This window comes from Ruegeria sp. AWH4_226 (genome assembly GCF_056159225.1).
Genome location: NZ_JBSWUU010000001.1, coordinates 1,681,718 through 1,699,634 on the forward strand (window position 1 = coordinate 1,681,718; position 17,917 = coordinate 1,699,634).

Here is a 17,917-nt window from a genome sequence, read left to right on the forward strand (position 1 = left end):
CGCCTCCGGGATAAACAAGGAAATAACCAATGGCCCTCACCCAATTATCGCAGGATGCTTCGCCCGAGTCTTTCGACACGATGGTCGCACACGCTGCCCGCGCGGCAAATTTCCTGAAGGCGATCAGCCACGAAGGCCGGCTAATGATCCTTTGCCATCTCGTGTCTGGTGAAAAATCCGTGACTGAATTGGAAGAGCTGTTGTCAGCTCGGCAGGCCGCAGTATCGCAGCAGCTTTCACGCTTGCGGCTTGAAGGGCTTGTCGTGCCCCGTCGTGAGGGCAAGGCGATTTACTATCGCCTTGCGGATGACCGCCCACGCCGTTTGCTTGAACTCGTCAACGACATATTTAATGGAGACGAATAGCACGCCACGTTCGAGGCGGCTGCTCGATCCTGAACAGACACGGACACGTCTTGCATAAGTAGCCCTCGGCCACAGTTCACCAGCTCGTCCCGTGATCTCCGTGGCGATGCCGTCCAACCAAACCAGTGGCGGATCAGTCCGCATGATTTTGCCGATGGATAGCGCCTCAGCGGGCCAGGTCGCTCCCTACCGGGGTTAGCAAAGTCTGCGCCGCTGTCACTCCGTGCAGACCGCCATATCGTGTCACCCAATCTGCGCCCAAAGCTCTGGTTCCGCGCATGGAAAGCTGCTAGGCAACTTGGGACTGACACTTATGGAGACACCGATGATCCGCACGATCTTGTTGGGGCTAGCCTTGTTTACACTTACCGCCTGCGAAACGGCAAAGGGCGCCGGTAAAGATATTGAAAACGCTGGCGACGCGATTCAGAACGCGGCGACCGACGTTCAGCAGGGCTTGTAGATAACACCTACAATCTGCGACTCAACTGGCGTCGCACCCAAGATGTAGTTGAAATCGACACCGATACACTGTAAGCATGTGCGTACAGGTGCATAGACGCGGCATTGCATTACTGACACTTCGGCGGGGTTCTTGTGGCATGACAAGAACCCCGTTCGCTTGTTGGACAAGGGGTAGAGTGGTGCCCTGCTTGTTCTTCTGAGACGCGTAAAGGAAAAGGCGTCAGGTGCGCAGACGCGGTCCATGCATGTATCCTTGCGGACACTCCTGACGCCTTAGTGGATCGGTACGTCCGGGGGACGTTCCGAACCGGTTGCCTCAACCCTGTACAGGGTCGAAACCACTGCTTAGCACCAAGCGGCACTTCGCAGCACGCGCCGGCCGTCTGAGAAGATGACCACCTGATCCGAAGGTAACTCCGAACCAGTCAATCACCCACCGGTAAGCCCCTACTGTGAAAGGAAAAGTCCTAGAACTCTCTTTCACCGCTGCGACCCCCTGGCCTTTGCGCTCCGCTCAGGTTCCTGAGAACCGTTGCGATGGAATGACTGTTGCATTGGTCTGAGTGTCCGACAAGAAAATAGCACTGCAGCATGAAAATTTGACGGGGATAAGATGTTGATATCCGGCTGGAGAGCTTTGTGGATAACCCGGGAAATCTTGCTGCGGTGCAGCTTTACTGGTGGATAAGTCAATTTGGCCGAAAACTCCCAAATTTTGCGTGCTTTCTGCAGGTGCGAAGGTCATCGGGCAGCTAGAGCAGTCAAATCAGAGGGCTTTCTAAGTGCCTCGGGCCCCATTTCGCTCGAATCACATGCCAGCGACTATCAGCGATGGCGCGTTAAGCATGGACTGCAAGATCGAACGGCGGCGTTTCCGCAAGACAACACACAGCCGAGTTAAGGTGTCCGTTCATGAGAAGCGCTCCGACCCGACCGGGATTACCTATTACGCGCCGCGACCTGCCGCAGCCAGTACCCCTACAGACCGGACGGGCCGGAAACGCTTCGGTTCACCTGCCGGACGGGCCGCTTCTGTAGGACAACCCGATCCGCAGGCTACGTGAAACCTGTGACTACCAGATTGGGGTGGCTTGGGGAGACTACAAGTTACGTTAGGGAAACTTCATGAATGACCCATTGGATTGTTAGGTGGGTTGGTTTTTGGGGGGAGGCAAGCCGTTGGTTTGACAGAGACAGGTCAGCGCTGCCCGGCGGTGCCGCCGGTCGGGGGTTAACACGCAGAGTTCGAACGCTTTACTTTTGGGTTTCGGCTGAGAACTTCAAATGGGGCCACATCCCATAGATCCAAGCAATAAATGCAGCCAACATGAACACCGAATAAGTCAATGCCCAGAATGCCCCACTAGTTTGCGCTGCGTCAAAGAAACCGCCGCCATCTCCGACTTCTCGATACCAGAGCCTTGAAGCGGAAACTAAAGCGGAAAAAACAAAGTATACGGCCATCAGGATCAAAAAGCTTGAGTTCGCGACCTTTACTACCGAAGGCGTCAGCTCGTTAGCCTTTTTGAGGTCTTTCAAGTAGTGCTCCCAACCAGCTACGTTTTTAAATTGGTTTTCAATTCGCAGTTCAATGAAACGACCTGCTCTCGCGATGCCATTCACTTCGATGACGAACAAAAACGACATAGCTACGACAACCAGTGGAACAATGTACAAAAATGTTCCTTCCATTACGCCAGTTATTTTCAAACCAGACACACTGGGTATTCCCAGTGCAGCACCAGCAACGATAAAGAAACGTCTCTGTTGTCGATCTAAGATTTCTTTACGTAGAGACCGGTATTGCTCTTCAAATACTACAATTTCATGGTCGCGGGTTTCAGTTAGCTTGAAGTGTCTATCATATTCGCTCATTGGAAACGCCTAAATTGGTTGCGTTTCAATAACTTCTCATAGCACGCACATTCACTCAAGCACGCCCTTCTAACTAAATGTTTGTTGTCCGACTACCGTGTGGGCACGCAGTTGGCTGCGCCAACCGCTTTCGCCCACCGGCCTTAATAACGGCCAGCTATCAGCTGTCCATCTTCAACGCCGAAATAAACGCCTCCTGCGGGATATCCACCTTCCCGAACTGACGCATCTTTTTCTTACCCGCCTTCTGCTTGTCCAGTAGTTTGCGTTTCCGCGTGGCGTCGCCTCCGTAGCACTTCGCGGTCACGTCCTTGCGTAAGGCGGACAGGGTCTCGCGGGCGATGACCTTGCCTCCGATGGCGGCCTGGATCGGGATTTTGAACATGTGGCGCGGGATTAGGTCCTTGAGTTTTTCGCACATCGCCCGGCCCCGCATCTCGGCCCGGTCGCGGTGGACCATGGTGGATAGCGCGTCGACGGGTTCGTCGTTGACAAGGATCGACATCTTGACCAGCGCGTCCTCACGGTATCCGGTCATCTGGTAGTCGAAGCTGGCATAGCCTTTGGTCACCGATTTGAGGCGATCGTAGAAGTCGAAGACAACCTCGTTCAGCGGCAGATCATAGACGACCATGGCGCGTTGGCCCGCATAGGTCAGATCCATCTGGATGCCGCGGCGGTCCTGACAGAGTTTCAGCACGTCGCCGAGGTATTCATCCGGAACAAGAATGGTCGCTTTGATGCGCGGCTCCTCAAGGTGGTCGACCTTGCTGAGGTCCGGCATGTCGGCGGGGTTGTGCAGTTCGATCATCTCACCGTCTTTCATGAAGACGTGGTAGATCACCGACGGCGCGGTGGTGATGAGCTCGATATCGTATTCGCGTTCGATGCGGTCGCGAATGACCTCGAGGTGCAGCAGGCCGAGGAAGCCACAGCGGAAGCCAAAGCCCAGCGCGGCCGAGGTTTCCATTTCAAAGCTGAAGCTGGCGTCGTTCAGCGCCAGTTTGTCGATCGCGTCGCGCAGGTCTTCGAATTCGGCTGAATCGACGGGGAAAAGGCCGCAGAACACCACAGGTTGCGCGGGTTTGAAGCCAGGCAGAGCCTTATCGGTTCCATTGCGGTCATTGGTGATGGTGTCACCGACCCGGGTATCGCGGACCTGTTTGATGGACGCTGTCAGGAACCCGATCTCACCGGGGCCAAGCGAGTCGACCATCTGCATCGCGGGACGGAAAACGCCGACGCGGTCGACATGGTGAAGGGTGCCGTTCGACATGAACTTGACCCGCATGCCCTTTTTCAACGTGCCGTCCATGATGCGGACCAGAACGATGACGCCGAGATAGGCGTCGTACCACGAGTCGACGAGCATCGCCTTGAGCGGCGCGTCGAGATTGCCCTGCGGTGCGGGCAGCTGTTTCACGATGGCTTCGAGAGTCTCGTGGATGCCCTGCCCCGTCTTAGCCGAGACCTGAATCGCGTCGGTCGCGTCGATGCCGATCACATCCTCGATCTGTTCGGCCACGCGGTCACAGTCGGACGCGGGCAAGTCGATCTTGTTCAGCACCGGCACGATCTCATGATCGGCGTCGATGGCCTGATACACGTTGGCCAACGTCTGCGCCTCGACCCCTTGGGTCGAGTCCACAACCAGCAACGAGCCCTCGACCGCGCGCATGGAGCGGCTGACCTCATAGGCAAAGTCCACGTGACCGGGGGTGTCGATCAGATTCAAAACATACTTTTCGCCGTTGTCGGCAGTGTAGTCGATGCGGACCGTGTTGGCCTTGATGGTAATGCCGCGTTCACGCTCGATATCCATGCTGTCGAGCAGCTGTTCCTTCATGTCGCGATCCTGCACTGTCCCGGTCTCTTGGATGAGCCGGTCGGCAAGGGTGGATTTGCCATGGTCGATATGCGCGACGATGGAGAAATTACGGATATGAGCAAGGTCTGTCATGCAGTGGGATATGTCCGCAGAATGAGGCCCCGTCAAGCGGCGAAGCGCCACGTTCGTTTGCCATTTGCAACAGTTACACCTGCGCCGTTCACCTAAAATTGAGGTCAAGCGGCGATTTTGATACCAAGAGACTAAAATACCAATTCGAGAGCAGTTTAGTTTATGGCGGAATACTCCATTTTTGTGCTGGGTGAAAGCCAGCTCTCGGTATCGGTGCCGCAAGGGCTGGACGGTCTCAATCAGGGAACCGGTATTCATCTGATTGGTGAAACAATCACAATCGACTCGCGGTCTGCGACCGAGGTTTTTATCACAGATAACGGCAGCGATGAAAACTTTGCCGATAATGACGGGAACCAACGTCTGGACGGTGATCAAACGATCGATGGCGTTCTGTTCAACGATGGCACTCGGGTCGAGGCCGAATATGGCATCACGCTGACCGATGGTACCAACACATGGCAGGCCGTGGCGTTCAATTTAAATAACTCGAACCCGTCCTACGCAACCGTCGAAGGCATCGCCTTTATCGGCGGCCCCGGAGAATTCCCCCCGGCCGGGGTGCAGCTGACCGTGGTCGATACGCAAGAAGGTCCAAGCTTCGAAGCTGCCGACTACGTCACACCGATCTGCTATGGCCGCGGCACGTGGATTTGCACCGATCAGGGTCATGTCCGCATAGAAGAGTTAAAGCCCGGCGATATGGTCTGGACGCAAGACAGCGGGTATGTCCCTGTGCGGTGGGTCGGAATGCAAAATGTGATCGCGACCGGGCGGTTCAAAATGGTCGAAGTCCCCCTGGGCACGCTGTCAAATTTTGCCCCCCTGCTGGTGTCGCAACAACATAGGTTATTGATCACTCACGCCCTGGCCGAATTGCATTTCGGTTCATCGGAGGTGTTTGCCCCGGCCATAAGTTTTGTCGACGCTGGCGCCGCATGGCTGTCCGACAAGCAAACCGCGTGCTATCACCACCTCTTGCTGGACCAGCACGCTGTAATCAAAGCAAATGGCTCGGCGTCTGAAAGCCTTTTGTCTTCTCCAGCGTCCTACGCTGCTGATCCGAACAGCTTGTTTTTCAGCGATCTTGCAGGCCTTGCCACGGCAGCCACAAAAACGGCAAGATTAGCGCTTACAAGACGCGAAGCGGTATTTTTGATACGGGAGATCTTGGCCATTGAACAGGCATCCCGTTTGATTCATACTTCCGCCTAGACCGAGAGGGGCGCAAGACCCGTCCGGGCAGGCAAAACAACGAGGCATGAGCATGAAAAAGTTCCTCCTGATCGCACTGTGTGCCACGTCTATCTTGGCGGTGGCGCCAAAATCCCTTGAGGCGGCGAATATTAAACGCGCTTGCCTGGCATCCGACAGGGCAGAGGCAACGCGCGACCGGTGCAATTGCATTCAGCGTGTGGCAGATCAGGCGCTGACGCGCAGTGATCAGAAGACCATCTCGAAATGGTTCCAGGATCCTCATCAGGCGCAAGAGTTAAAGATGTCGCGGACGGCGCGCGACGATGCGCTGTGGGATCGGTATCAGAACTTTGGCCAGATGGCTCAGGCCGTCTGCAGCTGACCAGATCTGAAACCTTGACCTAACCCGCGCTGCACCCCAGAAAAGGCGCAGCGAAAGGGATATCTGATGGTTATGAAAGGGCTAACCCTGCGCGGGCTCGAAGTGTTCGAGGCGTTGGCGCGGACGGGCTCGGTTGCACAGGCGGCCGAGATTACGGGGCTCAGCCAACCATCGGTGTCGCAGCAATTGCGCAATCTGGAAAACGCTCTGGGCACCGATTTGGTCGATCATGGTCGGCGTCCGATGCGTTTGACCCAGGCCGGACGCAGCTTTCTTGCCCGGGCCGAGGCAGTTCTGGCCGAACTTCAAATGGCCCAGAGCGAGTTGACTTTGATGGATCTGGGTCATCTCACCACGCTGTCCATCGGGCTGATTGATGATTTCGACAACGACCTGACCCCACGGCTGGCCACGTTGTTGGCCGACAGCCTGACCCGGTCCAAGTTTAAGCTGATCACCCTTCCCAGCCTCGACCTATTCGATGAGCTTGAGGCACAGCGCCTGCACATGGTGGTTTCGGCTCATTCCGGTGAGGTGCTCGAAGACGTGGTCGAATACCCGCTGGTGCAGGATCCGTTTATTCTGGTAACGCCGAAAGCTGCAACAGATGCGGTTCAGGAATTGCCGTTTCTGCGCTATGCCCGCGAACAGCTTATCAGCCGGCAGATTGAGGCCCACTTGGCGCGGCACAAGCTTAGTTACGAGGAACGTTTCGAAATCGGCTCGCATCTGGCCCTGATGGCGATGGTGGCGCGCGGGCTGGGCTGGGCAATCACCACGCCGCTTGGCTATATGCGGGCAGCCCGGTTTCACGACGCGCTAGAGGCACACCCCGCCCCGTTTGGTGATCTCGCGCGCACCATTTCGCTTTTTACGCGCAACGACTGGTCCGATCAGGTGCCGCAGGATGTTGCTGGCATGATGCGCCGCTTGATGCGCAACCAGATCGTTGATCCGGCGCTGGCACAACTGCCGTGGCTTGCGGATCGTCTCAGGGTAATGGGTTAGCGCCGGAGACAGGCGTCAAGTCCCGCAACAGCGGCTTCGATCAAGTCCAATGCGCCGTCAAAGTCCCGCGTGTAATAGGGGTCCGGCACATGATCCGTACCCAACTCTGGCGCAAAATCTGTAAGCAATCGCACAGGCGTTTCGTTTCCGGAAGGCCGCAGTTCCTCGATATTTCTGATGTTATCTGCGTCCATTCCGATGATCAGATCAAACCTGTCGAAATCTTCGGCCATAAATTGCCGTGCCCGCAGGCTGCTGAGGTCAATTTCGCGTGCGCGCGCCGCCGCCTGCATCGGCCCATAAGGCGGATCACCAACATGCCACCCCGAGGTCCCGGCACTGTCGGTTATGTAATGCGGAGCACGCGCGCGGAACGCGCCCTCGGCAGCGGGGGAACGGCAGATATTGCCCAAGCAGACAAAGAGGATACGGTGGGTCATGGGAAAGGGTTATCGCATGAGGCTAAGATGGAAAAGATCGTCATTTTGACCGGGGCCGGGATTTCCGCCGAAAGCGGGCTGGGCACCTTTCGTGACGAAGGCGGGTTGTGGTCACAGCACCGGATTGAGGACGTCGCCACGCCCGAAGGCTTCGCGCGCAACCCTGGCCTAGTTCATGAATTTTACAACGCTCGCCGCATACAAGCCGCAAAGGCGCGGCCCAATGCGGCGCATGCGGCCCTGACGCGCCTTCAAAAGGATTTCCAAGGCAAAGTTGTACTCGTTACCCAAAATGTTGACAGCCTGCACGAAGCCGCCGGTGCGCAAAGCGTGATCCACATGCACGGTACACTCGCCGGTGCGCTCTGTGCGTCCTGTGGTCATCGATGGCCTGCTCCGCCCGAGATGATGGTAGGTGAGCCCTGCACAGCCTGCACCGCCCCTGCAGCCCGCCCCGATGTGGTCTGGTTTGGCGAGATGCCGTACTTCATGGATGAAATCTATGACCACCTGGCCGAAGCGACCCTATTTGCAGCCATTGGTACCTCGGGTCAGGTCTACCCCGCCGCCGCCTTCGTGCACGAAGCCCAACACTCCGGCGCCCGCACGGTGGAACTGAACCTTGACCCCTCGTCTGGCGCCTCCAGCTTTGACAATGTCATACTCGGTCCGGCAACGGAAACGGTCCCAGGCTGGGTAGAGGGTCTAGTCAGTCGCAGATAACCGCAGACACACACCGAGACTTTAACCTATAGTGAAGTCCTGATACGTCAGGAGGGTACAATGACCGATCCCAACTCCCCTCGCGAGGAAATCCTTGAGGTGGGCAGCCTGGACAACCGTGACGCGCTTGGCGATCAACTCGCCGGGCTGTGGTGGACGTTCTTGCTGCGTGGCATTTTGGCCGGGCTTCTGGGGATTGCAGCACTGTTCTGGCCAACTGGCAGTATTTCCTTGCTTTTGCGCCTTGTTGGCTTGGTCCTGATCGTGGATGGCAGCCTGACGCTGCTGGGCTTCGGGCGGCGCGGTCTGATCGGAGGGGTCGGTATCGGCGCGCTTCTGATTGGTTTGGTGCTGTTGATCTGGCCTGAGGGCGTGGCGCGCCTGACCTTCTTCCTCTTGGGTGCGTGGGCACTCATTGTCGGGGTTGGTTCGCTGATGGCATGGCGACAAATGTCGGATCAGCATCCCGATGCGCCATCGGTCCGCAATTCGGGGATTATCGCCCTGCTGATCGGACTGGTTCTCATCTTTTGGCCCGGCAGCGGCATGGTCGCGCTGGGTTGGGCCATCGCCTTCGGCGCACTGGCGTTTTCTGCGATGATGTTCTGGCTGACTGCACGATTCAAACGCGCCCATGACCGTGTTGCCATGCGGGTCGTCAATCGCTAACGGATCGGCGAAAACGACAACAGGCCGGGTATGACCCGGCCTGACGCATGGATGACGGCCGCGCAGCGGCCCGAAGACTGGCGTTGCCCTAGTTGGAATGAGACCCGTGACCGCCCGTGTCTTTACGATCAAGATCAACTGGAATCTCTATTTCGACTTCACCGGCGTTTTCAAAAATCAGTGTCACGGGAACCTTAGCGCCTTGCTCAAAAGGTGCGGTCAGGCCCATAAACATCACGTGGTCGCCACCGCGTTGCAGCATATAGCTTTCGCCAGCCGGAATAACGAACCCTTCTTCGACTTCGATCATCTTGGCCACACCGGCGTCATCAATCTTATGCGTGTGCAACTCGACCCGTGCAGCCGCATCCGATTTCGCGCCTATTAGCCGGTCATCCGAGTCACCGCTGTTTTGGATCATCATAAAGGCCGCGCCGGCTTTGGCCGTTTTTCCAGAAGACCGGGCGTAGGCATCGTCAACTGCAATCGTACTTTCCGCAAACGCAGTTGTTGCAAGGGTTACTGCAGCCATCGTGGCCAACAGGTTGGATTTGAGGGACATCACGTCTCTCCCAGTTTAGATTTCATTAAACTTTACAGAGGGTTTCAGAGGTAACTCGGCGGCCCGCGCGCTGGTTTTCTCGGGACCGGCAGGGCGATCAAGTTGTCTGCCTTCCGCAGCGGAGCAGGCTGGGTGACCTTCGACGCCAACGGTAAATCCAACGCCGGAACGTCGATCGCGCCCAATAGCGCCAAGGCATAGTCTGGGCAGAAATGTGCAGGTCGCGTCGGTTTACCGCTGGCGTCCATATAGACCACCACCGGGCCTGTACTTGTACACAGAACCATCTGCCCCACCGGGCCATCCATTCCGCGCGACGCAGCCACGCCCTGCCCTGTCAGGATGACAAGCAGAGAAACCACCAATGGCAAGAGTCTGTTCAGAACGGGTTTCATCCTGCGCTAGGTATAGGCCCGACACAAAGCGAGCTTCAAGCACAATCGAGTGCGCCCAAAGCCCGCAGAACTTGGTATCGTGTCAACTGTCCGCAGGTGGACGTTTGACAGACCCCTTGGTCAGGCTCGTATGCAACCTGTTCACCTGCCGTTGCATCCGAAAGCATGTCCCAACCGATTTGCCAATAAAGGCAGCCAACAGGGAGAAATAATCAGAAGATTTATATGACATGTGACTGAACTCCGTCAGATGAATATGAACAAACATAAGCCAAAATGAGCGCAGTGTATGTGAACAATATCACCAAGCGGCATTATTTATTTCCAATTGAAGAACGGCGAGCAAAGAAAAACCCTGCACCAGTCGGTACAGGGTTCGAATTCTTTTTGGTTTGAAAAGGAATTAGGCCGAGGCTTGCGCCTTCGCTATTTCCTTTTTCACCTTCAGCGCGTTTGCTGAAAGGTCTTCATCCTTGGCTTTGGCCAGGAACGCGTCCAGACCACCACGGTGATCGACTGAGCGCAGCGCAGCAGCCGAGATGCGCAGCTTGACGCCACGATTGAGCGTTTCCGACTGCAAGGTAACATCGTTCAGGTTCGGCAGGAAACGACGTTTGGTTTTGTTGTTGGCATGGCTGACATTGTTGCCAGTCATCGGGCCTTTTCCGGTCAGTTCGCAACGGCGCGACATGGTTTCTTCCTTTGTTTCTGGAGGCCGGGTAAAACACCTGCGGCCAAATCACAAGAGGCGCAACCCGAAGTCGCGCCCGAAAACTGGTTGGATGCGTGTAGTGGGAATCGCCAAAGGGGTCAAGATGGCTCGCACGAAATCTTTGCGTGCAAGCCAGAGCAGGTTGGTTGTGGGTTCCACAACAAGGGTTTTTTGTTTCTGTGGTGCCGCTGAAGCAATCGCTTCTGCTGCTGCGCACGCGGGATAAGGCGAGCGGGCTTCAGTATCAGCTTTTTGTCGCGCAGTTCGGGAAAAATCTCGAATATCTCTTGTCTGGCATCCGAGCCCAGCGCCTTCAGGGCTTCCTCACCCAGAAACAGGCTTTCGGTCGGTGCATCTTCGGCAAAGATGACTTGGTGGCAGTCAAAGAGCAGGTGAAAATATTCGACGCGTTGCACACTGTCATCGATGAATATACCCGGCAATGCGGTCAGTTTGATTGCGGGAATCAGAACCTCGGTTGTCCCAAACATCCGCTCTGCGATCTTCGAGCGCACGAGCATCCTGTGCTGACGTGATACCAAAAGGTCGCGCCGGGGCAACCCGTTGCCCAGCGCCCCCGCCAGAATCCGAACCGGCCATAGGCGCGGATTGTTCAACAAGGCGGCACGGTCAAACCGGCGCCGTCCGATCCACCGGATCGGCTGCGCCCCGTGTTCCAGGGTTGAAATCATTTCGCCAATCCGCAGGCTTTGAATTGGTCGCACCTCATTCTGTGTCAGGATACCGGTATCCCGGACAAGGCAGGGAACGCCCGCCCCGTTTTCAAACGCCGAATAGTTAACCACAATGCCTGAGGGCAGAGTAAACGTGCCACTGGATACTGAATAACGAACGCCGTCCTCGACTGTGATCCTGCCGAAGGCGACGTCGTCGATAACTGTCCCGGCTGGCAGGTTCAGCGTGTCGGTACCTCCGCCCCCGCGAATATCACCGTCAACCGTTGTACTGCTGAAATTCAGCGTGTCATTTCCACTGCCCAGACGGATGGAGCCAACGGTTGATCCTGTGATATCGACCGTATCCGCATCCGAGCCGCTGGCAATTCGCCCGCCCACCGTGCTGTTTGTAACGGTGATGGTGTCATTCCCGGCATTTCCGAGGACATTATCGGCGATAGTACTGTTGGTGATGTCTATGTCGTCATCACCTCCACGCGCCCGAATATTGTCGATTGGGCTGCCCTGCGGTACGCCGTTCAGCGTTCCGTTGTCATTCGTGACGTCAATATCATCGTCACCATTTGTCCCGTCAATTCTGGGCATTAAATCCGGTCCCGCGCGTCCTGGCGATTAGGATAGCACGGTTCCTTGCAATCTTTAGTCAATGACGAAACTTTTATCGGAACTGTGCGGCGCGGTGCCTAACGCGGCAGCAAAAACGCCAGCATGGTTTCTGCCGCCGCCGAAGGACTTAGTTCGCCGGTGCGGACCTGAGCGCCCAGATGGGCCATTTCGGTCCGCGCCTGCAGGGTCGTTAACTTTGCCAACAGTGCGGCACGGACTTCCTGCTCGAACCAGTACTGCGCTTGCGCGGCGCGATTGGCATCCCAATGGCCGCTTTCCCGACGCGATTGGGCCAAGGATTGCATCTCCGCCCAGGCCTTCTCTAACCCGTGTTCCTCGACCGCCGAAACGGTCATGGCCTTGGGAAAACCCTCTGGATCCTGCGGACGCTTGCGCAACAGGCGCAAGGCACCGGCATAATCGGCGCAGGTCCGGGTCGCGGTGGCTTTCAAATCCCCGTCTGCCTTGTTGACCAGGATCATATCCGCCATTTCCATGATACCGCGCTTGACACCCTGCAACTCATCCCCGCCTGCGGGAGCCAGAAGCAACAGGAATAAATCAGACATTTCGGACACAACGGTCTCGGACTGGCCAACACCGACGGTTTCAATCAGGACCACATCGAAAGCAGCCGCTTCGCACAAGGCAATCGCCTCACGCGTGCGACGGGCAACGCCACCCAAATGAGATTGGCTGGGGGACGGTCGGATAAAGGCGTTTTTCTCACGGCTCAAGCGTTCCATCCGGGTTTTGTCACCCAAAATGGAACCACCTGAGCGCGTCGAACTGGGATCAACCGCCAGCACCGCCACGCGCAAGCCCTGTTCGATCAGCATCATGCCAAAGCTCTCGATAAAGGTGGATTTACCAACGCCCGGAGTGCCCGACAGTCCGATACGCAGCGATTGCCGATTGGATTTCGCCAAATGGGTCAGCAATTCCGTCGCCTGCGCCCTGTGATCCTCTCGGCCACTTTCGACCAGAGTGATTGCGCGGGCCAGCGCACGACGCTCGCCTTTCAAAATCCTGTCACCCAGGCTGCGTATGTCCATTTCAACCCCGATCTTTTGCGGCATGACTACTTGCCGCGGGAATACCGTATTTGTCCAGACCGTTTGGGAAATGCGCAAGATGTCCCCATTCGCCCACAAGACTCGCTTTTTATTTCTTATTGCCCCTTCTTGGCGTGGCGCTTGTTCGCAAATCGAACATGGGCTTGGGGCCGCGCCGATTGCGGAACTGGACCTTGCCGGACGGTTGGCAGATAAAGCCCGCATGACACGCCTGCCGATCGACGACGCAATCCCAGAGTTACTTGCCGCCCTAAAGGCGTCGGGCCGCGCCGTGCTTCAGGCACCTCCGGGCGCGGGTAAAACGACACGCGTACCTCTGGCCATGCTTGAAGCGGGCGTGTGCGATGGCAAGATCGTGATGCTGGAGCCGCGCAGGCTGGCCGCGCGCGCCGCCGCCGAGCGTATGGCCGAAACCCTTGGTCAACGTGCAGGCGAAACAGTCGGTTACCGCGTGCGCGGTGACGCGAAACTGTCCAAAGCAACCCGGATCGAGGTTGTGACCGAGGGTATCTTGACCCGAATGCTCCAATCCGAGCCTGATCTGCCCGGTGTTGGCGCGGTGATATTCGATGAATTCCACGAACGCTCTTTGAACGCGGATCTGGGGCTGGCCCTGTGTTTGGAAGTCACCGGTGCGCTGCGCGATGATTTGATACTGTTGGCCATGTCCGCAACGCTGGATGCAGAGCCCGTCGGTCGGTTGATGGACGCACCGCTGATCACGTCCGAGGGCCGCAGTTTCCCGGTTGAAACGCGTTGGTTAGACCGGCCCTTAGGCGTTCAAGCGCGGCGTCTGGACGCCCTGGTCGATCTGGTCGTTCGCGCCGAGCGGGAAACGCGCGACACGGGTGGCGGCATGTTGGTGTTCCTACCCGGTGAGGGCGAAATCCGCCGGGCCGAAGGCGCTTTGTCCGGGCTGTTGCCAGCGGAGTGTACGGTACGCCCCCTGTTCGGAGCGATGCCCTTTGCTGCCCAGCGCGCCGCGATTGCACCCGTGGAACGCGGTCGCAAACTGGTGCTGGCCACTTCGATTGCCGAAACCTCTCTTACAATCCCCGACATCCGGGTCGTTGTCGACATGGGGCAAGCCCGGCGCGCGCGGTTCGATCCGGGATCTGGCTTGCCGCGCCTTGTGACCGAACGGGTGACACGGGCCGAGGCGACGCAGCGCGCAGGCCGCGCCGGTCGTGTTGCAGAAGGGGTGTGCTACCGCCTGTGGTCCAAGGCAGAGGAAGGCGCGCTCTCCGCCTACCCGCCCGCCGAGATTGAGGCAGCAGACCTGACCGGGCTGGCCTTGGAACTTGCGCTGTGGGGTGCGGAACCCTGCGATCTGGCGTTCCTGACATCCCCACCCGAAGGCACGATGGCCGAAGCCAAGGCGCTGCTTGCCATGCTGGGCGCGCTGGACGCTAAAGGGCGGATCACCAACCACGGGCGCGCCCTTGCCGCGCTGCCGTTGCATCCGCGACTGGCACACATGCTTGAACACGCAGGACCTGATGCAGCGCCTTTAGTTGCACTTATGGCTGAACGCGACCCGTTGAAAGCAGCGCCATCGGATATGTTGCTGCGGCTCGAAGCCCTGCGCGACCCGCGAGCGTTTCAACGTAACCGCGTCTGGCAGGTGAACACCGGCGTCGTGGACCGCATAAAGGCCGAAGCCAAGCGGTTACGTACCAAAGGAAACGCCAGCGATCTAAGCCCTGCCGCGATGGCCGCGCTGGCCTATCCCGACCGCATCGGACAACGGCGCAAGGGCGACACGCCCCGTTACGTTCTGTCTGGCGGAAAAGGTGTGGTGCTGGACAGCGGCGATACCCTCGCCGCCGCGCCCTATCTGGTGGTCACGGATACAGACGGCAACCCACGCGAAGCCCGCGTGCGCATGGCCGTACAAATTTCAGAACGTGAGATCCGAGACCTGTTCGCGGATCAGATCAACTGGGTAGACAGTTGTGAGTGGTCGAAACGCGACCGTCGTGTTGTGGCGCGAAAGCAGGAAAGGCTGGGCGCGATCACGCTGAGTGACCGCATCTGGAAGGATGTACCCGACGAGATGGTCGCGCAGGCCATGCTGGATGGCGTTCGCGATCTGGGAGTGCGGCTGGACGGGGCAGCGGCGCGGCTGGCGGCTCGGGTAGAACTGATACGGGCCGAAGGGGCGGACCTGCCTGAATTTACGACCGTAGGGTTGATGGACACACTTGAAGATTGGCTACTGCCCATGCTGTCCGGTGTGCGCACTGCCGAGGACTGGAAACGCTTTGATCTGCTACCTGCCCTGCGCGCGCGGCTGGACTGGACCCAGATGCAAGAGTTGGACCGCCGCGCACCGGGGTCGTTTGAAACGCCCTTAGGGCGCAGGGTGGCGATCGACTATAGCGGCGCGGTGCCTGAGATCTCGGTACGTCTGCAAGAACTGTTCGGTGTCACACAGCATCCGATTGTGGGGGGCGAGGCGCTGAAGATCACCCTGCTGTCTCCGGCACAGCGTCCAATCCAAATCACCCGCGACCTGCCCGGATTCTGGGCAGGATCCTATGCTGACGTCCGCAAGGATATGCGCGCACAATACCCCAAACACCCCTGGCCCGAAGACCCGACACAATCCGATCCGACGTTGCGGGCGAAAAGGCGCGGGTAGTCTCGTAACTCACTGCAAAATAGTCCGTTTTTTAGGGGTAGTTGAAATACCCCTGTTCAACTTTAAGTTCACCATCACGTTCACTTGGTGGCAAAAGATCAAACTCATCAATGTCGACATGGTTTCAAAAAATCTGGCAAGAGGTGGCGCGGCCTGTTCTCCGACGCCCCCCACGGGTGCAGTTCGCAGCCATATGCACACGCGACACGCCGAACGGACCCGAGGTGCTGTTGATCACCAGCCGCGACACGGGGCGTTGGGTCATTCCTAAGGGCTGGCCAATCAACGGAAAAGACGGAGCCGAAACCGCGCAACAGGAAGCCTGGGAAGAGGCTGGGGTGCAGCCGGATCACTTGGATCGTACCTCAATCGGTCATTTTAGCTATGACAAGGGTATGGATAACGGTTCGTCCATTCCGGTGCACACCAGCGTGTATCGCATACGTGTGAAGGGTCTGGCTGAGAACTACCCCGAGGCAGGACAGCGAGACCGGCGCTGGTTTCCCCCGCAAAAGGCGGCCGATCTGGTCCGTGAACCAGAACTGAGCGCGCTTCTTCGGCAATTGTAACGCTTTGGCAACAACTCTTTGTGAGACTGCTTGCCCCGTGTTTTGAAACCGGATACGCGCGCCACTCAAACCACGCCACCTAAAGAAATCTGATGTCGGACACACTTTCCAAAAAACGCTGGCAAGCTCTGGACAGCGATCTAAACCGCATTTCGCGGGTTGAAACTGCGAATTCACACATTGTGCGCCCGATTCTGGCCCCCGGTATTGCGCTGGCTTTCATCGCCTTGGCCGGCTTGTCGGCCGCGGTCTTTTTCGGGCAGGCAAATGGTGGGGTGATCGTCGTCGCTGCCGCGGTCTTTGGGGCCTACATGGCGATCAATATCGGCGCAAACGATGTTGCCAACAACATGGGGCCAGCCGTTGGCGCCAATGCCCTGACCATGGGCGGCGCGATCGTCATCGCCGCAATCGCAGAAAGCGCGGGGGCCTTGCTTGCCGGTGGGGACGTGGTCTCGACCATTTCGAAAGGAATTATCGACCCGGCCTCCGTTCAGGATAGCTCTGTGTTCATCTGGGCCATGATGTCCGCGCTGATTTCCTCGGCCATGTGGGTCAATATCGCGACGTGGTTTGGCGCGCCGGTATCGACCACCCACTCTGTTGTGGGCGGCGTGGTCGGTGCAGGTATCGCCGCTGCGGGGCTGAGCGCGGTAAGTTGGGGCACCATGAGCGCGATTGCCGCCAGCTGGGTGATCTCGCCCGTCTTGGGCGGTGTGATCGCCGCCATGTTTTTGGCGCTGATCAATGCAAAAATCCAATATCAGGACGACAAGATTGCCGCGGCCCGGCGGTGGGTTCCGATCCTTGTGGCCGTTATGGCAGGTGCCTTTGCAACCTATCTTTCCGTCAAAGGACTGAAACGTATCGTGAAGATCGATCTTGAGGTGGCGCTGATGATCGGGCTGGCGTTCGGAGTTTTGGCGTGGGCCGTGACGGTCCCGTGGGTGCGGCGCAAGTCCGAAGGGCTGGAAAATCGCACCAAGTCTTTGAAAACGCTGTTCGGCTTGCCCTTGATCATTTCGGCAACGTTCCTCAGTTTCGCACATGGCGCGAATGATGTCGCCAACGCCGTTGGCCCGTTGGCCGCAATTGTACACGCCGCCGAGTTCGGCGACTTCGCTTCGAAAGTGTCGATCCCTACATGGGTCATGGTTATCGGAGCGTTTGGTATTTCATTTGGTCTGTTTCTTTTTGGCCCGAAGCTCATAAAAATGGTGGGCAGCCAGATCACCAAGCTGAACCCGATGCGTGCATTCTGCGTGGCCCTGTCGGCTGCGATCACCGTAATCGTAGCCAGTTGGTTGGGCTTGCCCGTGAGTTCAACCCACATCGCCGTTGGTGCCGTGTTCGGTGTTGGGTTCTATCGCGAATGGCATTCGGACCAGCGTTGGAAACAGTCAAACCGTCAACGCCCGCCCGAACAGCGTTTGGCGCGCGAAGAACATCAACGTCGCAAGCTGGTGCGTCGCTCGCATTTCATGACTATCGTCGCAGCCTGGGTCGTCACGGTTCCTGCTGCGGCGGCGATGTCGGCGGCAATTTTCGTGTTTCTGACGGCTTTTGTCTGA

18 protein-coding genes are annotated in these 17,917 nt (G+C 57.7%); 10 read left to right on the forward strand and 8 right to left on the reverse strand.

Annotated elements, in window-relative coordinates:
- The first annotated feature begins 29 nt into the window (after positions 1–29).
- Positions 30–365, forward strand: a complete 336-nt coding sequence (locus tag ACXAET_RS08185) for an ArsR/SmtB family transcription factor (RefSeq protein ID WP_475183642.1) — start codon at positions 30–32, stop codon at positions 363–365.
- Positions 366–690: 325 nt separating this feature from the next.
- A complete protein-coding gene (locus tag ACXAET_RS08190) occupies positions 691–828 on the forward strand; it encodes an entericidin A/B family lipoprotein (protein WP_475183644.1) in 138 nt (45 codons plus the stop codon).
- 1,256 nt (positions 829–2,084) lie between these two features.
- On the opposite strand, the gene ACXAET_RS08195 is transcribed toward ACXAET_RS08190, so the two are convergent.
- Both ACXAET_RS08195 and lepA read right to left on the reverse strand, forming a co-directional pair.
- Positions 2,085–2,705 carry a hypothetical protein gene (locus ACXAET_RS08195; RefSeq protein ID WP_475183645.1) on the reverse strand — a complete coding sequence of 207 codons (621 nt, stop codon included), beginning with the start codon at positions 2,703–2,705 and terminating at the stop codon, positions 2,085–2,087.
- 160 nt (positions 2,706–2,865) lie between these two features.
- Positions 2,866–4,665 (reverse strand): translation elongation factor 4, encoded by a 1,800-nt coding sequence (gene lepA / locus ACXAET_RS08200; RefSeq protein WP_475183646.1) that lies wholly within the window; start codon positions 4,663–4,665, stop codon positions 2,866–2,868.
- A 162-nt stretch (positions 4,666–4,827) separates the two neighbouring features.
- Here lepA and ACXAET_RS08205 point away from each other — a divergent pair, with 162 nt between their 5' ends.
- From ACXAET_RS08205 to ACXAET_RS08215, 3 genes are all read left to right on the forward strand, one after another.
- The gene (locus tag ACXAET_RS08205; protein ID WP_475183648.1) at positions 4,828–5,880 is read left to right on the forward strand and encodes a Hint domain-containing protein; all 1,053 of its coding nucleotides are present in this window, start codon (positions 4,828–4,830) and stop codon (positions 5,878–5,880) included.
- 52 nt (positions 5,881–5,932) lie between these two features.
- The gene (locus ACXAET_RS08210) at positions 5,933–6,244 is read left to right on the forward strand and encodes a hypothetical protein (RefSeq protein WP_475183650.1); all 312 of its coding nucleotides are present in this window, start codon (positions 5,933–5,935) and stop codon (positions 6,242–6,244) included.
- A gap of 66 nt (positions 6,245–6,310) precedes the next feature.
- Positions 6,311–7,252 (forward strand): LysR family transcriptional regulator, encoded by a 942-nt coding sequence (locus tag ACXAET_RS08215; protein WP_475183651.1) that lies wholly within the window; start codon positions 6,311–6,313, stop codon positions 7,250–7,252.
- Here ACXAET_RS08215 and ACXAET_RS08220 read toward each other — a convergent pair.
- Complete coding sequence (locus ACXAET_RS08220; RefSeq protein ID WP_475183653.1) at positions 7,249–7,692, reverse strand: low molecular weight protein-tyrosine-phosphatase; 444 nt, start codon at positions 7,690–7,692, stop codon at positions 7,249–7,251. The genes ACXAET_RS08215 and ACXAET_RS08220 overlap by 4 nt on opposite strands.
- A 27-nt stretch (positions 7,693–7,719) precedes the next feature.
- Here ACXAET_RS08220 and ACXAET_RS08225 point away from each other — a divergent pair, with 27 nt between their 5' ends.
- Both ACXAET_RS08225 and ACXAET_RS08230 read left to right on the forward strand, forming a co-directional pair.
- Positions 7,720–8,415, forward strand: a complete 696-nt coding sequence (locus ACXAET_RS08225; protein ID WP_475183654.1) for an NAD-dependent deacylase — start codon at positions 7,720–7,722, stop codon at positions 8,413–8,415.
- 60 nt (positions 8,416–8,475) lie between these two features.
- On the forward strand, positions 8,476–9,084 hold the full coding sequence (locus tag ACXAET_RS08230) for an HdeD family acid-resistance protein (protein ID WP_068337510.1): 609 nt from the start codon (positions 8,476–8,478) through the stop codon (positions 9,082–9,084).
- A gap of 88 nt (positions 9,085–9,172) precedes the next feature.
- On the opposite strand, the gene ACXAET_RS08235 is transcribed toward ACXAET_RS08230, so the two are convergent.
- The 5 genes from ACXAET_RS08235 to meaB all read right to left on the reverse strand — a co-directional run bounded on the left by ACXAET_RS08235 (position 9,173) and on the right by meaB (position 13,112).
- A complete protein-coding gene (locus ACXAET_RS08235) occupies positions 9,173–9,646 on the reverse strand; it encodes a copper chaperone PCu(A)C (RefSeq protein WP_475183656.1) in 474 nt (157 codons plus the stop codon).
- Between the two features lie 44 nt (positions 9,647–9,690).
- Positions 9,691–10,041, reverse strand: a complete 351-nt coding sequence (locus ACXAET_RS08240; protein ID WP_475183657.1) for a hypothetical protein — start codon at positions 10,039–10,041, stop codon at positions 9,691–9,693.
- 403 nt (positions 10,042–10,444) lie between these two features.
- Positions 10,445–10,732 (reverse strand): 50S ribosomal protein L28, encoded by a 288-nt coding sequence (gene rpmB, locus ACXAET_RS08245; protein ID WP_068337516.1) that lies wholly within the window; start codon positions 10,730–10,732, stop codon positions 10,445–10,447.
- A 119-nt stretch (positions 10,733–10,851) separates the two neighbouring features.
- The gene (locus tag ACXAET_RS08250) at positions 10,852–12,036 is read right to left on the reverse strand and encodes a Hint domain-containing protein (protein ID WP_475183659.1); all 1,185 of its coding nucleotides are present in this window, start codon (positions 12,034–12,036) and stop codon (positions 10,852–10,854) included.
- Positions 12,037–12,134: 98 nt separating this feature from the next.
- The gene (gene meaB / locus ACXAET_RS08255; RefSeq protein WP_475187170.1) at positions 12,135–13,112 is read right to left on the reverse strand and encodes a methylmalonyl Co-A mutase-associated GTPase MeaB; all 978 of its coding nucleotides are present in this window, start codon (positions 13,110–13,112) and stop codon (positions 12,135–12,137) included.
- 223 nt (positions 13,113–13,335) lie between these two features.
- Between meaB and hrpB the strand changes: the two genes are divergently transcribed.
- The 3 genes from hrpB (at position 13,336) to ACXAET_RS08270 (ending at position 17,917) form a co-directional block, all read left to right on the forward strand.
- Entirely contained in the window at positions 13,336–15,777 is a 2,442-nt protein-coding gene (gene hrpB / locus ACXAET_RS08260; protein WP_475187173.1) for an ATP-dependent helicase HrpB, read from the forward strand.
- A 110-nt stretch (positions 15,778–15,887) separates the two neighbouring features.
- Positions 15,888–16,346: an NUDIX hydrolase gene (locus tag ACXAET_RS08265; RefSeq protein ID WP_475183661.1), complete on the forward strand. Its 459-nt coding sequence runs from the start codon at positions 15,888–15,890 to the stop codon at positions 16,344–16,346.
- Between the two features lie 92 nt (positions 16,347–16,438).
- The gene (locus ACXAET_RS08270) at positions 16,439–17,917 is read left to right on the forward strand and encodes an inorganic phosphate transporter (RefSeq protein WP_475183662.1); all 1,479 of its coding nucleotides are present in this window, start codon (positions 16,439–16,441) and stop codon (positions 17,915–17,917) included.

Bases quoted from the DNA above. Each gene is read 5' to 3' on its own strand.
- ACXAET_RS08185 (WP_475183642.1), top strand. From the start codon at position 30: ATGGCCCTCACCCAATTATCGCAGGATGCTTCGCCCGAGTCTTTCGAC.
- ACXAET_RS08190 (WP_475183644.1), top strand. From the start codon at position 691: ATGATCCGCACGATCTTGTTGGGGCTAGCCTTGTTTACACTTACCGCC.
- ACXAET_RS08195 (WP_475183645.1), bottom strand. From the start codon at position 2,705: ATGAGCGAATATGATAGACACTTCAAGCTAACTGAAACCCGCGACCAT.
- lepA (WP_475183646.1), bottom strand. From the start codon at position 4,665: ATGACAGACCTTGCTCATATCCGTAATTTCTCCATCGTCGCGCATATC.
- ACXAET_RS08205 (WP_475183648.1), top strand. From the start codon at position 4,828: ATGGCGGAATACTCCATTTTTGTGCTGGGTGAAAGCCAGCTCTCGGTA.
- ACXAET_RS08210 (WP_475183650.1), top strand. From the start codon at position 5,933: ATGAAAAAGTTCCTCCTGATCGCACTGTGTGCCACGTCTATCTTGGCG.
- ACXAET_RS08215 (WP_475183651.1), top strand. From the start codon at position 6,311: ATGGTTATGAAAGGGCTAACCCTGCGCGGGCTCGAAGTGTTCGAGGCG.
- ACXAET_RS08220 (WP_475183653.1), bottom strand. From the start codon at position 7,692: ATGACCCACCGTATCCTCTTTGTCTGCTTGGGCAATATCTGCCGTTCC.
- ACXAET_RS08225 (WP_475183654.1), top strand. From the start codon at position 7,720: ATGGAAAAGATCGTCATTTTGACCGGGGCCGGGATTTCCGCCGAAAGC.
- ACXAET_RS08230 (WP_068337510.1), top strand. From the start codon at position 8,476: ATGACCGATCCCAACTCCCCTCGCGAGGAAATCCTTGAGGTGGGCAGC.
- ACXAET_RS08235 (WP_475183656.1), bottom strand. From the start codon at position 9,646: ATGTCCCTCAAATCCAACCTGTTGGCCACGATGGCTGCAGTAACCCTT.
- ACXAET_RS08240 (WP_475183657.1), bottom strand. From the start codon at position 10,041: ATGAAACCCGTTCTGAACAGACTCTTGCCATTGGTGGTTTCTCTGCTT.
- rpmB (WP_068337516.1), bottom strand. From the start codon at position 10,732: ATGTCGCGCCGTTGCGAACTGACCGGAAAAGGCCCGATGACTGGCAAC.
- ACXAET_RS08250 (WP_475183659.1), bottom strand. From the start codon at position 12,036: ATGCCCAGAATTGACGGGACAAATGGTGACGATGATATTGACGTCACG.
- meaB (WP_475187170.1), bottom strand. From the start codon at position 13,112: ATGGACATACGCAGCCTGGGTGACAGGATTTTGAAAGGCGAGCGTCGT.
- hrpB (WP_475187173.1), top strand. From the start codon at position 13,336: ATGACACGCCTGCCGATCGACGACGCAATCCCAGAGTTACTTGCCGCC.
- ACXAET_RS08265 (WP_475183661.1), top strand. From the start codon at position 15,888: ATGTCGACATGGTTTCAAAAAATCTGGCAAGAGGTGGCGCGGCCTGTT.
- ACXAET_RS08270 (WP_475183662.1), top strand. From the start codon at position 16,439: ATGTCGGACACACTTTCCAAAAAACGCTGGCAAGCTCTGGACAGCGAT.